General features: G+C 50.2%; 15 protein-coding genes and 2 pseudogenes. 11 read left to right on the top strand and 6 right to left on the bottom strand.

Annotated features, from left to right (window positions below):
• Position 1: 1 nt before the first annotated feature.
• Together C233_RS0108215 and C233_RS0108210 are read left to right on the top strand one after the other, a co-directional pair.
• Positions 2-952, top strand: a complete 951-nt coding sequence (locus C233_RS0108215; RefSeq protein WP_026314790.1) for a PstS family phosphate ABC transporter substrate-binding protein — start codon at positions 2-4, stop codon at positions 950-952.
• A gap of 5 nt (positions 953-957) precedes the next feature.
• Positions 958-2406, top strand: coding sequence for a tetratricopeptide repeat protein (locus tag C233_RS0108210; RefSeq protein WP_018667115.1), 1449 nt, complete (start codon positions 958-960; stop codon positions 2404-2406).
• A gap of 44 nt (positions 2407-2450) precedes the next feature.
• On the opposite strand, the gene C233_RS24065 is transcribed toward C233_RS0108210, so the two are convergent.
• From C233_RS24065 to C233_RS0108190, 4 genes are all read right to left on the bottom strand, one after another.
• Positions 2451-2750 (bottom strand): hypothetical protein, encoded by a 300-nt coding sequence (locus C233_RS24065; RefSeq protein ID WP_025068692.1) that lies wholly within the window; start codon positions 2748-2750, stop codon positions 2451-2453.
• A 46-nt stretch (positions 2751-2796) separates the two neighbouring features.
• Positions 2797-3033, bottom strand: coding sequence for a winged helix-turn-helix domain-containing protein (locus C233_RS0108200; protein ID WP_018667113.1), 237 nt, complete (start codon positions 3031-3033; stop codon positions 2797-2799).
• A gap of 3 nt (positions 3034-3036) precedes the next feature.
• On the bottom strand, positions 3037-3240 hold the full coding sequence (locus tag C233_RS0108195; RefSeq protein ID WP_004325200.1) for a winged helix-turn-helix domain-containing protein: 204 nt from the start codon (positions 3238-3240) through the stop codon (positions 3037-3039).
• A gap of 222 nt (positions 3241-3462) precedes the next feature.
• Complete coding sequence (locus C233_RS0108190; protein WP_018667112.1) at positions 3463-4290, bottom strand: helix-turn-helix domain-containing protein; 828 nt, start codon at positions 4288-4290, stop codon at positions 3463-3465.
• A gap of 126 nt (positions 4291-4416) precedes the next feature.
• Between C233_RS0108190 and C233_RS0108185 the strand changes: the two genes are divergently transcribed.
• Genes C233_RS0108185 through C233_RS0108160 form a run of 6 tightly spaced genes read left to right on the top strand, consistent with a single transcriptional unit; the run spans position 4417 to position 8616 of the window.
• Positions 4417-5262 (top strand): aldo/keto reductase, encoded by an 846-nt coding sequence (locus C233_RS0108185; RefSeq protein ID WP_018667111.1) that lies wholly within the window; start codon positions 4417-4419, stop codon positions 5260-5262.
• Positions 5263-5295: 33 nt separating this feature from the next.
• Positions 5296-5592, top strand: a complete 297-nt coding sequence (locus C233_RS0108180; protein WP_018667110.1) for a hypothetical protein — start codon at positions 5296-5298, stop codon at positions 5590-5592.
• An 18-nt stretch (positions 5593-5610) separates the two neighbouring features.
• The gene (locus C233_RS0108175) at positions 5611-6648 is read left to right on the top strand and encodes an alpha/beta hydrolase (RefSeq protein ID WP_373278733.1); all 1038 of its coding nucleotides are present in this window, start codon (positions 5611-5613) and stop codon (positions 6646-6648) included.
• Between the two features lie 16 nt (positions 6649-6664).
• Positions 6665-7249 carry a flavodoxin gene (locus C233_RS0108170; RefSeq protein ID WP_018667108.1) on the top strand — a complete coding sequence of 195 codons (585 nt, stop codon included), beginning with the start codon at positions 6665-6667 and terminating at the stop codon, positions 7247-7249.
• A gap of 30 nt (positions 7250-7279) precedes the next feature.
• Positions 7280-8029 carry an SDR family NAD(P)-dependent oxidoreductase gene (locus C233_RS0108165; protein WP_018667107.1) on the top strand — a complete coding sequence of 250 codons (750 nt, stop codon included), beginning with the start codon at positions 7280-7282 and terminating at the stop codon, positions 8027-8029.
• Positions 8030-8058: 29 nt separating this feature from the next.
• A complete protein-coding gene (locus C233_RS0108160) occupies positions 8059-8616 on the top strand; it encodes an NAD(P)H-dependent oxidoreductase (protein ID WP_018667106.1) in 558 nt (185 codons plus the stop codon).
• A gap of 194 nt (positions 8617-8810) precedes the next feature.
• Here the strand turns inward: C233_RS0108160 and C233_RS0108155 are convergent, their stop codons facing one another.
• Positions 8811-9647, bottom strand: a complete 837-nt coding sequence (locus C233_RS0108155) for a hypothetical protein (RefSeq protein ID WP_018667105.1) — start codon at positions 9645-9647, stop codon at positions 8811-8813.
• A gap of 552 nt (positions 9648-10199) precedes the next feature.
• Between C233_RS0108155 and C233_RS0108150 the strand changes: the two genes are divergently transcribed.
• A complete protein-coding gene (locus C233_RS0108150; RefSeq protein ID WP_018667104.1) occupies positions 10200-12041 on the top strand; it encodes a fimbrillin family protein in 1842 nt (613 codons plus the stop codon).
• A gap of 32 nt (positions 12042-12073) precedes the next feature.
• On the top strand, positions 12074-12937 hold the full coding sequence (locus tag C233_RS0108145) for a fimbrillin family protein (RefSeq protein WP_241217426.1): 864 nt from the start codon (positions 12074-12076) through the stop codon (positions 12935-12937).
• A gap of 35 nt (positions 12938-12972) precedes the next feature.
• Here C233_RS0108145 and C233_RS23555 read toward each other — a convergent pair.
• Positions 12973-13138: pseudogene (locus tag C233_RS23555) on the bottom strand (DUF362 domain-containing protein); the annotation flags it as partial.
• Positions 13139-13360: 222 nt separating this feature from the next.
• Between C233_RS23555 and C233_RS25150 the strand changes: the two are divergent.
• Positions 13361-13503, top strand: a pseudogene (locus C233_RS25150) (DDE transposase); the annotation flags it as partial.

Genomic DNA, 13503 nt, shown 5'->3' with positions numbered 1-13503 from the left:
CATGAGAGTAGTGAAACAGTTTCGACTTTCGGGCTTGATAGTAATGTCGGCATTATTGTCTGCCTGCCAACATAAGCCAAAAGACGGGCTGACGGACACCTACACTTCCGGTGTCATAGCGATTGCCGCCGATGAAAGTTTCCGGCCGATTGTACAGGAAGAAATAGATGTGTTCGAGGGTTTGTATCCTTTGGCGGGCATTGTGCCCCGTTATGTGACGGAAGTGGAAGCCGTCAACCTCCTGCTCAAGGACAGTTTGCGGCTGGCAATCACCAGCCGCAGGCTGACACCGGAAGAGATGAACTCCTTCAACAGCCGCAAATTCTTCCCGCAAGAGATAAAGATTGCAACGGACGGACTGGCGTTAATCACCAATCTGAGCAATCCGGACACTTTGATTAGCGTGAACGACTTCTACCGTATTCTCACCGGAGAAGCGAAACGGTGGAAAGATATTTATCCGTCTTCTCCTTTGGGATGCATCACTTTGGTGTTCGACAACAAAAACTCCGGCACCGTACGTTTTGCAATGGACTCCATTGCAAAAGGAGCGCAGCTCTCGGAGCAGGTGAAAGCACTGAAAACAAACAAGGAAGTCATAGATTACGTTACACGCACACCGGACGCAATGGGTGTAATCGGGGTGAACTGGCTGAGTGACCGCAACGACAGTACGGGACTTTCTTTCAGCAAGGAAGTACACGTGATGTCTGTCAGTGCTGCCGACGAGGCCACGCCGGCAAACAGTTACAAGCCCTATCAGGCATACCTGTTCTATGGTGATTATCCGTTGGCACGCAGCATTTATGCGCTCTTGAACGATCCGCGGAACGCACTCCCGTGGGGGTTTGCCTCTTTCCTCGCTTCCGACCGGGGACAACGGATTATATTGAAGTCGGGATTGGTACCTGCCACCCAACCGGTGCGTGTGGTAAACATTAAAGATGAATAACTAAAATGAATGCTGATATGAAACATAAATTATTATTCTGCGCGGGAGCGTTGCTGTTGTCCGGTACGCTTGCCGCACAAACGTCTGTGCCCGAATGGCAGGCTGGGGTAGATAAAGTAAAAAGCCTGATAACGACGAATCCCGAACAGGCATCCGAAACAGCGGGTGAATTACTGAAAGGGAAAAACAAAAAAAATATATCGCTCGTTGTTTCTGTGGCCTGTGCCTATTTGAATGCAGGCAAACTGACAGAAGCGGAAAATTATCTGAAAATGGCCCAGAAGGCAGATAAGAAAGCTGCAAGTGTGTCCGTATTGGAAGGAGATATCGCACTTGCCCGAAAAGATGTGGGACGTGCTTGCCAGCTTTATGAACAGGCAATCTATTTTGATCCCAATTACAAGGAAGCCTATCTGAAGTATGCTCGGGCCTATAAGTCGGCCAGCCCTTCACAGGCCATCGACAAACTGAGACAGTTGAAGGAAATGGCTCCGGAGTATCTGGAAGCGGACAAGGAACTTGCCGGGATATATTATGCCACCAACCGTTTCGGCGAGGCGGTAGAAACATATGCCAAGTTCATAGACACTCCCGTTGCCACGGAAGACGACATATTGAAGTATGCTTTTGCCCTGTTCCTGAACCATGACTTCGAGAAATCGCTGGCAGTGGTTCAGAAGGGTTTGCAGAAAAACGGACGCCATGCGGCATTCAACCGCCTGGCTATGTATAACTATACCGACCTGAAACGTTATAATGAAGCGGAACAGGCTGCCGATGCTTTCTTCAATGCTTCGGACAATGCCGACTATTCATCTCTGGACTACCGCTATCACGGCTCTTTATTGAATGCCTTGAAAAAGTATGACCAAGCGATTGATGCGTATGGCAAGGCACTTGAAAAGGACAGTACCCAGACCGATATCTGGCGGGAAATGGCTGATGTCTATGAATCGGGCAATAATTATTCCCAAGCCATTGCCGCCTATCGTAAGTATTATGACATCTTAAGTCAGGATAAAAAGACGGTCGAATCTCTATTCCGGTTCGGACGTCTCTACTACGGTCAGGGCACATCCCCGGACACGCTTTCCATCCAGCCTGCCGACCGTATGGCGGCTCTGCAGGCTGCAGACTCTGTGTTCGCACAGGTTACCCAACAAGCTCCTGACAGCTATCTGGGTAATATGTGGCGCGCCCGTACCAATTCCGCTATGGACCCGGAAACAACCGAGGGATTGGCAAAACCTTACTATGAGAAAGTGGCTGAAATGTTACTGGAAAAAAACGAGCCGAGATATAACTCTGCACTGATTGAGTGTTACAGCTATCTGGGCTATTACTATCTGCTGAAGAGCGATTATCCGGCTTCAAAAGAATATTGGAATAAAATTTTGGCTATCGACCCCACCAACGCTATTGCAAAAAAGGCGTTGGACGGCATTAAATTGTAATAATTTTAGTTGTTTGTCGTGTCGGGAGGAGTGGAGAGTGATTCTTAGCTCCTCTCTTTTTTGCCGTATAGCGGGCAAGAATATTGAAACCAGATCCGTCTGGCTGAGTTCTGCAGGGAGATAGGAAGCAGCAAATGAATGCTTTCCAACCCCGATCCTTGCGAGAAGAATCCCCTTAATACCTTTTCTTCGATGATTTGTACAACAGCTTCCATATCCAGCGGCTGAATATCTTCCGCTCGATCTGCTCCATCGCCGAGAAACGGAAATCGGTCAACGAGCTGCTGATAAGGAACTATCAATGCGGGCCAATAGCCTGATAAAATGAAACGAGGTTGTGTCAAAATTTGGCACAACCTCGTTATTATATGATTCCACGATAGAAACAAATCAGATATAGACATTCAACATGAGATATAGACATGCCTTTTGGTCTTTGGCGTTATGGTTTAAAAACTCTACTTGAATTTTATCTTCACGGGCCAGCCACCCGATAGCGCTGTCTAACTCCAAGTCGTTAAAACCCGTTTCTTTTTTTAGTTCCTGCAAATTCCATTTGCGCTGATGATCCTGGTTCATCAGTCTCCAAAGTATTCCGGCGTTTTCACCGATAATGTATTTATCCATGATTTAAGCCTGATTTGCGACATACAACACCCCGTTTTTTCTCTCGATACGTACTTTGCCTTCACGGGCAAGCCATCCGGCCGCAAGAGCTGTGTCGTCTGCGCCCAAATTCAATTTTCTCGCGAGTTCCGCGATGGCCACGAATCCGGTCTCTCCGAGTTTCTGTAAAACCGTCCCGGCATTGTAGCCTATATTTATCTTTTCCATAAAAAATTGTATTAAAATCATATCAAAAATATATATTCTTTTAATTGGTTGGTTTGACTTTTCGAACACTTTGTCATTTACCCCCCCTCATTGATATTATTTAACATAAAAATAGTGTAAAACAGGAGTGTTTTACCCTGTTTTCGCCCTGTTCAAGGGGGATACAAGCAGGTTAAACAGTAAAAATGAGAAACGGACCTGAAAGATGAATGATGGCTTCTCTTATAACTTTTTTGCGTTATTCCGGTACTCCGACGGCGGCACCCCAATCCGTTTCTGCACGTAACGGCTGAAATAGGAAACGGACGAGAAATTCATCCGTTCGGCAATCGTTGTCAGTGGCAATTCCCTTTGCCGCAGCAGGCGGGTGATTTCCTGAATGGTAAAACGGTCTATCCAGTAAGTAGCCGGGCGACCGCTCACCTTCCGGCATATTTCCGACAGGTAGTGTGGGGTAATACAGAGACGGGAAGCGTAAAAATCAAGGTCACGGTTTCGCATATATTCACCGTTGTATAACAATTCGATGAATTTACGCAACTGCGAAGCGATATGTTCCGAGAGTTGCGAGGTGTCCCGGCTACGTGCGTGGATGTCGTAAAGGTCGAGGATATGAGCTGTCAACAGGCTGCCTAACAATTCTTCACGAAACAGATGGCCCTTTTCTTCCATGCGCATACGGAGGTATTGCAGGGCGGCCTCGCATGTCCGAAAATCATGGGCAGAGAGTTTCATCACGGGGTTCTGCAGGAGCGACAGATGCCCGATGATGCCGTAATTGCTGCGGATGGCAATGGAGGCGACGAATGCTTCCGAAAGGGCCATCATAATACCACGGAAATCGTCGGATACCGAGAATCCGGAACCGAGTTCCGCGTTGGGCAGGATGACATAATCGCCTGCCGCAATATTATAGCGTGTATTCTGGAAAGTGAATCCCATATTACCATCGAGACAGAGGATATGTATTACCTGCCCTGCATAGCGCAAGGCATTGAAATCCTGCAAACTGTCTGCAAATACGATCCCGTCGAAATCTGTCTGTTCCATAACTGTCCTCCTTTTATTGCAAAAGTAATCAAAAGCCACGAATAGTGAAAATTCCTCCTCGATTTATGTAACAACTGAATAATAGGTATCGCGTAATTTTGCATCAGAAATCAAACTGTAAAAGATATGAAAGATGTAAGACTGAACAACGGGGTGATGATGCCGGCCATCGGGTTCGGCGTTTTCCAGATCCCTGAAAACGAAACGGAACGGGTCGTGACCGATGCCATCGAAACGGGCTACCGGCTGATAGACACGGCAGCCGCCTACTTCAACGAGGAACAGGTGGGCAACGCTATCCGGCATAGCGGTATCAAGCGTGAGGAGTTCTTCATCACCACAAAACTGTGGGTGCAGGACTATGAGTACGACGACGCGCTGCGTGCGTTCGACCTCTCGATGAAGAAACTCGGACTGGACTACCTCGACCTCTATCTGATGCACAAGCCATACGGGAATTACTATGCCGCATGGCGGGCTATGGAGCGGCTCTACAAGGAGGGACGCATCCGCGCCATCGGTGTAACGAGTTTCTCTAATGAGAGGTTGCAAGACCTCTTTCTGCACAACGAGGTGAAGCCTGCCGTGAACCAGTTGGAGACGCATCCGTTCTTCCAGCAACAGGCAGCCAATGTATTCTTGCAGCAAGAGGCTATCCAGCACGAGGCATGGGCGCCTTTCGCCGAGGGACAGAACGACATTTTCAACCATCCGGTACTGAAAGAAATCGCCACACGGCATGGCAAAGGCGTGGGGGCAGTCATCCTCCGCTGGCTCAACCAGCGTAACATCGTGGTTATACCCAAGACCGTGCGCAAGGAACGGATGGCAGAGAACTTCAACATCCTCGACTTTACGCTGTCCAAAGAGGAAATGGATGCCATTGCCCTGATGGAGACGGGGAAAAGCCCCATCTACGACGATATGGACTTGCCTACCGTGAAAGGGATAGGACTGCATAAAATCCATTAATAAATAATAACAGAACCGGTAAAATAGAAGAATATGTTACGTCATGTATTTATCATCGACGTCAAGGAAGGAATCTCCGATGACGTGGTAGAACGGAAAATGGCCGAAATGCGTGCCATGAAAGAGAAGGAAACGGTTATTGATAGCATCATGGTAGGCCGCACGCGCGGGCTGTTCGGACGGCCCGATGCCGTGATGATGGTCATCGACCTTAAAGACAAGGCCGCTTTCGATGTATTGATCCGGAGCCGGACACACACCGACATCGCGGAAAAAGCGGAAGAGGCTTTCGACATGCAGAGTGCCGACATTGCCCAAATAGAATATTAATCCTTAACATTGAGAATTATGTCGGTTGGTTATAAAACATATCTCATCATGTTTTGCCTGTTGCTGAGATCGTTCGGTGTATGTGCAGAGCGAAACTACCAGACAGAAAAGAATATGAAAACATCGAATTTAACTGAAGAATGGGACAAAACATTCCCTAAAAGCGAAAAGGTAAACCATAGCAAAGTAACATTCGGAAACCGTTATGGTATCACGTTGGCTGCTGATGTATACATACCCAAAAACACATCGGGCAAACTGCCCGCCATTATCGTCTGCGGCCCTTATGGAGCTGTAAAGGAACAATGCTCCGGCCTCTATGCCCAGACGATGGCTGAACGGGGGTTTCTCACGATGGCATTCGATCCCTCTTATTGCGGAGAAAGCGGCGGAGAACCCCGTTTCGTATCATCCCCTGATATAAATACCGAAGATTACAGTGCGGCGGTGGATTACCTTATCCTGCGTGATGATGTCGACGCGGAACGAGTCGGAATCATCGGTATTTGCGGCTGGGGCGGACTGGCCATCAGTGCAGCCGTCATGGATACACGCATCAAGGCCACCATATCTTCCACGATGGGAGCGTTCGATACCTTCACGCCCGAAGAACGCTATGAAGCACGCCGGCGACTAAATGAACAACGGACTATGGACGCGAAAAATGGCAGTCGCACAATGGCCGGCGGTGTTCCTGCCCAACTGCCCGATGACGCGCCGCAGTTTATGAAAGACTACCACGCCTACTACAAGACTTCGCGCGGTTATCATCCCCGTTCGTTGAACTCCAATGACGGTTGGCAGGCCATTACAAGCCTGCCCTTCCTGACTTTTCCGCTGATGGCTTACGCTGACGAAATAAAAAGCGCGGTGCTTATCGTTCATGGCGACAAGGCTTATTCACTCGGTGCAAGCCAGGATGCTTTCAGACAGTTGAAAGGCGGAAACAAGGAATTGATGATTATTCCGGATGCTACACATGTCGATCTGTATGACCGTATGGATGTCATTCCTTTCGATAAGTTTGTTGAATTTTTCAAGACACATTTCAAATAAAAAAAGGGAATAATAAATGAATAAGCTAATTATATTGATTATGACATTATTCGGTATCTCGTCCTGTGTACTTGCACAAGATGGTAAAGTGGACATAAAAGGGAAAAAGGTATTGGTCGCCTATTATTCATGGGGCGGCAACACGAAAGCTGTGGGTGACTACATCGCGCAGAAAACCGGTGCGGATGTCTGCCGGATAGAATCTGCCAAGGCATATCCCACGGACTATGAGGCTTGCGTGAATGAGGTCAACCGGCACGGCAGTACCTACGAGCCCGAACTGAAACCCATTCAGGCGAATGTGGCAGAATACGATGTGATCTTTGTAGGGGCGCCCTGCTGGTGGGGAACCATTGCGAACCCGCTGCGTACCTTTCTGCACCGCAACTCGTTCAAAGGTAAAACGGTCATTCCTTTTATGACCAACGGGACAAGCGGAAAACGGTTGCAGGATGTAAAGAAACTTTGCACGGGCGCTACCGTACTCGACGGCCTCTCCATCTACAACCGCTACCAGGTGGAAACGAAAGTCAACACTCCCGACAATATGGGAGACTGGAAGACTGCGGCGGACGAATGGTTGAAGAGCGTGATTAAGTAAACGGATTATCAAACAACAAAAACAATAATTATGTACGAATCCTTAAACAACAAAGTAGCCCTTGTTACCGGTGCCGGAACTGGTATCGGGCGGGCCATAGCCCGGCGTCTGGCAGACGAAGGCGCACACGTGATGATTGTAGGCCGCACGGAAAACACCTTGAAGGAAACCGCTGCCTGCAACGAAAGAATAACTTATCTGACAGCCGACCTCGAATCGGAAGCCGGAATAGAATCTATCATTCAGACTATCGGAGAGCGATACGGTCGTCTCGACATTCTCGTCAATAATGCGGGATGGGCACCCGTCACCCCATTTGCAACGATGAAAATCGATGAATACGACAAAGTATTTGCCATCAACGTGCGTGCCGTGGTCATGCTTACCCAAGCCTGCCTGCCAATGTTAAAAAAGACGAAAGGCAATATCCTGAATATTACCACTACCATGACGACTAATCCCATCGCGACGATGGCGAACTACGCCGCCTCGAAAGCTGCCGTCTATACCATGACACGTGCATGGGCAAAAGAGTTGGCTAAAGATGGCGTGCGTGTCAATTCACTCGGCGTAGGGCCTATCGAAACCCCTATCTACGGCAAGACCGAGCTTTCGGACGAAGCCGCGAAAGCCCACAAGGATATGGTAACTAAAAGCGTACCTCTCGGTCGAATGGGGTGGCCCGAAGAGGTTGCCGCTGTCGTCGCTTTCCTGACGAGTGACGAAGCCAGCTTCGTAACCGGAGCCGACTATAAAGTGGACGGCGGTGTGGGTGCATAAATAAAAAATGATATAAATAAAAAGTAAATATGAAAAATGTATTGATTGTTAGCGGCCACACGAATCTGGCCGCATCGGTAGCCAACAGGACGATTCTCGACACCCTGCAGACGCATCTGCCGGAGGCGGAAATTGTCCGGCTCGACGAGCTTTACCCTGACTTCAAAATCAATGTGGAAACCGAACAGGAACGGTTGCTCTGCGCCGACATCATCGTGTTGCAGTTTCCCGTGTTCTGGTATTCCGCACCTTCGATACTGGAACGCTGGATGGAAGAGACTTTTCAGCACGGATTCTCGCACGGCAGTACGGGTGACAAACTGAAAGGCAAGAAACTCGTTCTGTCCTTCACGACGGGAGCGCCCGAAGATATGTATAGCCACGAGGGTGCGATGGGCTATGACATTGAAGAGTTCCTGCCCTGCTACAAGGCGACCTGCCGGCTTTGCCAGATGGAGTTCGCCGGGTATGTGTGGACAGGCGGCGTGAGCTACGGCAACCGTACTTCGCCCGAACTTGTCGAGCAGCAGAACACCGTATCGGTGGAACATGCGGATCGCCTTATCAAATTGCTGGAAACGCTCTGATTCCCGATAACGGATTTCATAGCCCTTGAGATAAGAGTTGGGGGATTTTCTCTTGACCTGACCCGTAAAAAAGAATGAACCGCATCGAAAGCCAACGCGATTCATTCTTTTCTATTGTTATCAATGATTATCCTGAATTCGAAATGATAACAGGAGCTAACAGACAACTGTTCCGGAAGAACTCCAAAGAAAGGCTAAAAGATGTATTGTATTCCGACCTGGTAACCTATGTATATCTGCTGCAATCGGTCATTGCTTTTCTTCTTCCAAAGGTCATGGTCGGGAAGCAATGCTTCCGCGTCCACGGACTTGGATGTAAAGTAGTTCAGGCTGACGCCGCCGAAAAGGTTATAATGTGTCTTTATCCTGAATGACGGGGCAAGCAGATAGCCCACGTTGATAGAAGAATTGTCGGAGGTGGAGCCTATTGTCGTGGCCTTTATCTCGTTATTGATGAAAAACCATTTGCAGACGGGGATATGGGCACCATAACCCGCCTCCGTTACCATCTTGCCGTCCTCCCCGCTCTTGTGGTTGAAACCTACACCCAGGATTCCGTAGGTGTATTTTCCCCCGGAACGAAACGATACGATCGTGTTTCCCAGCACGTCATAAGTGACCGCGATTCCTTTCTCGCCATTCTTTATCAGGTTTATCAAGCCTATCGGGAAATCGCCCTCCTCGGCGATGTTGATTAAAGTCGCGAACTGTACGCCGTTCACTTTTTTTGCGATGTTCAACAACCCGGCGAATTGTACGCCCTTGACATCTTCCGCCTTGTTCACCAACCCTGCAAATTGCACGCCTCGATAGTCCGAGGTGATATTCGTTATACCGGCAAAGGCCAATCCCTTGCCCTCCTTGCCGATATGGTTGGATATGCCGGCGAACTGCACACCTTTGGCCGTACCGGATACGACATTGCTGAATCCGGCCAGCGTGAAATTGTTCTCGTTTTTTGAAATGCCTACCAACAGGTTGACCGATGCACCGTTGGTATATTCATCCGCTTTCGTACCGTTCGTACTCAAAGGGTATGTAAGACCAAACTGAAAGGGACTGAACAGTGGTTTTTCTTGAGCGGATAACTGAAAACTATATAGCAAATAAAATATCGTAATAAAAAAGTATTTCTTCATAAAAATTCAACTTATTGTTTTGCGTTTATTCTTATTTTTCTGCACGACCGCAAAGATAATCCATTTTCATTTGTCCCTTATGGCGAACATTACCGGGATAACATTTTTTGTGTTTCTTCCATGCAGCAGTGTGGACAAAATCGTAAGCGCCCGGTGTTATCTTTTCATTTACTTTTCAATACATCTCATGACAGAAAAACACTGGATTACGCGGTGCAGTCTCTACCGCCGGGAACCGCATATTCCTCACTATATTCGGGCATAAAGAAGTAACATATAGTCTGTTACATCGAAAAATCCGCAACGGCAGCGAGAGCCGAGCCGGAACTTTTTATTATTTTTGCACCTCAATATTAGTATATCCTCAAAAACGGGGAACAAAGAATACAAACAAAGAAGAGGGAAAGGCTACCCGAAAGCTGTTTCCCCGCTATTCGAAACTATATGAGAAAATTGAAAAAACTTTTTTACCTGCTCCGCAGGGCAGTGCTGCCCGGAGCACTGGCGGCCCTCGGGGCCTGCCAGCAGACCGACAACCTTCTCCCGAACACCTCGCCGGAGGATCTGGTCGAGTTCCGTTTCGGCCGCGAGGCGTTTTCCGCGGAAAACGAGACCGCCGGACCGTCCTCGCGGGCATCCATCGGTGAAGACGGCAGCGGGACCTTTCAGGAAGGAGACCGCATAGGTCTTTACGTGGGCGAAAAACCCGCCCGCCATTATATCCTGACCCTGCGGGATGGAACGTGGCAGCCGCGCTTTACACGTCAGGAGTTGGGCGAGGGGCTGGTGACGGTCAATGCCTACTATCCCGCAGACGACGAGGCTCCCGCAGAGACGATGGTCTACACTCATACCCTCTCCGACGACCAGTATGCGGAGGGATACGGGGCATCGGACATCCTGTGGGTGAACAGGACGGTGAACCTCTCATCGCCCGGTTCGGGAAGCATAGAGCTGACGCTCCGGCATGCCATGCACCGTGTGATGGTACATGTCTCCGCCGCAGAGGGCGCCCTGCCGTCCGACCTGCAAGTCAGCGTATCGGCACCCTTGCAGACGACCTTCGACCTCTTCACCGGCAAGGCGACGCCTTCTGACGACGCCCCGAAACAATGGATTGCCGCACACAGCCTTTCGGAAGGCCGTTACTGCGCCGTGGTTCCGCCCGGAAAGCTCTCCGACATAAAGAAGTGGGTACGTCTCGAAAGTTCCGGGAAGCAGGCTTTCTACGACGCTCCGGCATTCGTCGGGGGAAGTTCCTCGCTCGAATCCGGACATCAGACGACACTCTCGCTGACCATAAAGGCCGCTTCGGAACCTGTTCCCGACACGCCCGACCCCCAGTGGGCAGGACGCAAGCAGTGGGTATATGGCGTAACGTCGCCCGTGTATCCGGACGATGACTCCTCGGTCAGGGTGTACCAGCCGGGGACACCCGAAAAGTTCCCTGACGGAGAGTGGTTCAAGATAAACGGATATTCCAGAGAGTACATACAGTGGACACCCGGATGCGGGTGGTACGACGCCAAGAAGATAGACGCATTGGAAGGAGGCCGGGACGGGAACATGTGCTGGGCCGCATCCTCCTCCTGCGTGCTCCACTGGTGGCTACATCACAACAAGCCCTATGTCGATGCCTACATCGAAAAATACGGGAACACATTCGGGGCCGACCCCGAAGTGCCCCTTCCCTCCGAGGAGTTCTACGGCTGGGCAGACTTCTCGAAAGGCGAGACCGACAGTCCCATCTTCGACTTCTTCCGCAAGATATGCAACAACAGGGCGGGGAACGACCGCTATGCCATCAACTGGTTCATACGCGGGGGTGTAGCCATAAACGTGCCCCGCAAGGAGGAGTATATCGACAAAAACGGATTCTTCGACAAGGTTTTCGCCAAGGATGCGGAGATAGCCACCGAGACGAGGGCGCCCTACAAGGAGGAGTTCAACCGCATCGTCAAGGATGTCCTGGCGAACAACAAGGCATTGAGCTTCTCTGTGACGCATTCCCCCACGCAACATATCATGACGATATGGGGTGCGGAGTTCGACCAGAACGGTTACGTCTCGGCGGTGTATTTCGTCAACAACAACGACTACGATGAGTTCGAAGTAGTGGGCGGGAAGAACGATTTCCAGCGCCACCGCTGCTACAGGGTACAGGTCGAGTACACCGATGAAGGAGTGTGGATCTCCAAGGGGATGATGATAACGGCCCTGGTACCCGTGGATCTGGCCCGCGACACATGGAAGAAAGCCTTCCCCGAAGTACAGATACAGGAATAAGAACAATAATAGATATTATTTACATGGATTTTATGAAAGACTTTCAGAAAAGAACAATGTGGGTGTTGCTGGCCGCCGCGATGCTGACCGCCTGCGGTAAGGACGACGACACGAATTACGACAACGGGCGTATCGAACTCCGGACGGGTATCGAGGCCCTGACGCGCTCCCCGCAGCTCGACGGAACGGGAGCCGGGAATTTTCAGGCGGGAGATGTCTTCACGCTGACCCTCTCGGACGGTTCGAAGAGCGTGCAGAAAACCTATACCGTGGGTTCCACGACCCTTTACTGGCAGGAGCTCGAGGTAACGGGCGACGAGGTGGCATTTGCGGGTTGCTATCCCAACTATGCAGCCGACGGGGGTGCGACCTTCTCCTTCGATGTCACGAAAGCCCTCAACGAGGACCTGCTGCTGGCGCCTGCCGTGTCGGCAACAAGGGGCGCTACAAAGGTTACGATGCCGTTCCGCCATGCCATGCACAAGCTCGTGGTGCAATACACCTCCGACGGCTCCTATACCGAGGAACGGCTGAACGGGATTCAAACGAGGCTGAACGCATGTACGGTCTGCACGGTGGACATGCTACGGGGAGCCGTCACGGACAATTCCGCTGTAGCACCCGCGGACTACGAGACCCGCACCGGCACGGAAGCCGCATGGCTCGTGGTACCCCAGAATGTGCAGGGCGTGAAGCTCTCGGTCGCGCTCGACGGACAGAGCCGGGAGTTCACGCTCCCGGAGACGACATCCGAGGGGAAACCCCTGACGGCTCTCGACGGCGGAAAGACGCTCACCGTGATGCTCCGCATAACCAAGGACGGAATATCCGTCGAGGGGACCGACATCAGTGGGTGGGAGGACCAGGGTTTCATCGAGGACGAGATAGAGATGTAAGGTATTCATGCGGCGGGTTCCGGTTCGGAACCCGCCGAGTTACCTCCGGAGGAAGCGATACCTATGTCGATGTTCTTGATGGCACCGCCGAAACCGTCCATCGGGGCCCCTTGAAAACGGACAGTACGACCGTAAAGTCGTAATCCAGGTAGTTTTCCCGACGAAATCCTCTTTCAGGAGCTTTCCTCCCTTGACCGGCAGGCCACGATAGTTAATAGGCGACACTCGGCGCCATACCGTAGGTTTCCTTGTAGATTTTCGAGAAATGCGACATGTTCTTGGGGACATTCAGTAAATAATATAAAATCAGCCAACTAATTCATACACAAAATATTGCGAATTAGCTGGCTTTTTTGTATCTTTAGGTATTCCCCCGCAAATAAGGTTTGAAGGCCAAAACGGGGGAAATTCCCCGACTAAGATATGGCTAAGATACAAAATATTTCCGAAATTCACCCAACTTTGGGCTTCACAGAATTTGATGTTCTGGAAAAATACCGCAAAAGTTTTAATGAGAGTGAGCTTGGCAGGCTTCACTCAGTGTTCCCGTTTGAACGCATGGCAAA

Source organism: Bacteroides gallinarum DSM 18171 = JCM 13658, from assembly GCF_000374365.1.
Classification (GTDB): Bacteria; Bacteroidota; Bacteroidia; order Bacteroidales; family Bacteroidaceae; genus Bacteroides; species Bacteroides gallinarum.
This window is presented reverse-complemented; position numbering and strand designations above follow the sequence as displayed.

Excerpts from the sequence above, each read along its gene's own strand:
- C233_RS0108160 (WP_018667106.1), top strand. The coding sequence starts at position 8,059 with ATGAAAAATGTATTGATTGTTAGCGGCCACACGAATCTGGCCGCATCG.
- C233_RS0108145 (WP_241217426.1), top strand. The coding sequence starts at position 12,074 with ATGAAAGACTTTCAGAAAAGAACAATGTGGGTGTTGCTGGCCGCCGCG.
- C233_RS0108210 (WP_018667115.1), top strand. The coding sequence starts at position 958 with ATGAATGCTGATATGAAACATAAATTATTATTCTGCGCGGGAGCGTTG.
- C233_RS0108150 (WP_018667104.1), top strand. The coding sequence starts at position 10,200 with ATGAGAAAATTGAAAAAACTTTTTTACCTGCTCCGCAGGGCAGTGCTG.
- C233_RS0108190 (WP_018667112.1), bottom strand. The coding sequence starts at position 4,290 with ATGGAACAGACAGATTTCGACGGGATCGTATTTGCAGACAGTTTGCAG.
- C233_RS0108175 (WP_373278733.1), top strand. The coding sequence starts at position 5,611 with ATGTCGGTTGGTTATAAAACATATCTCATCATGTTTTGCCTGTTGCTG.
- C233_RS0108200 (WP_018667113.1), bottom strand. The coding sequence starts at position 3,033 with ATGGATAAATACATTATCGGTGAAAACGCCGGAATACTTTGGAGACTG.
- C233_RS0108215 (WP_026314790.1), top strand. The coding sequence starts at position 2 with ATGAGAGTAGTGAAACAGTTTCGACTTTCGGGCTTGATAGTAATGTCG.
- C233_RS0108170 (WP_018667108.1), top strand. The coding sequence starts at position 6,665 with ATGAATAAGCTAATTATATTGATTATGACATTATTCGGTATCTCGTCC.
- C233_RS0108180 (WP_018667110.1), top strand. The coding sequence starts at position 5,296 with ATGTTACGTCATGTATTTATCATCGACGTCAAGGAAGGAATCTCCGAT.
- C233_RS0108165 (WP_018667107.1), top strand. The coding sequence starts at position 7,280 with ATGTACGAATCCTTAAACAACAAAGTAGCCCTTGTTACCGGTGCCGGA.
- C233_RS0108195 (WP_004325200.1), bottom strand. The coding sequence starts at position 3,240 with ATGGAAAAGATAAATATAGGCTACAATGCCGGGACGGTTTTACAGAAA.
- C233_RS0108185 (WP_018667111.1), top strand. The coding sequence starts at position 4,417 with ATGAAAGATGTAAGACTGAACAACGGGGTGATGATGCCGGCCATCGGG.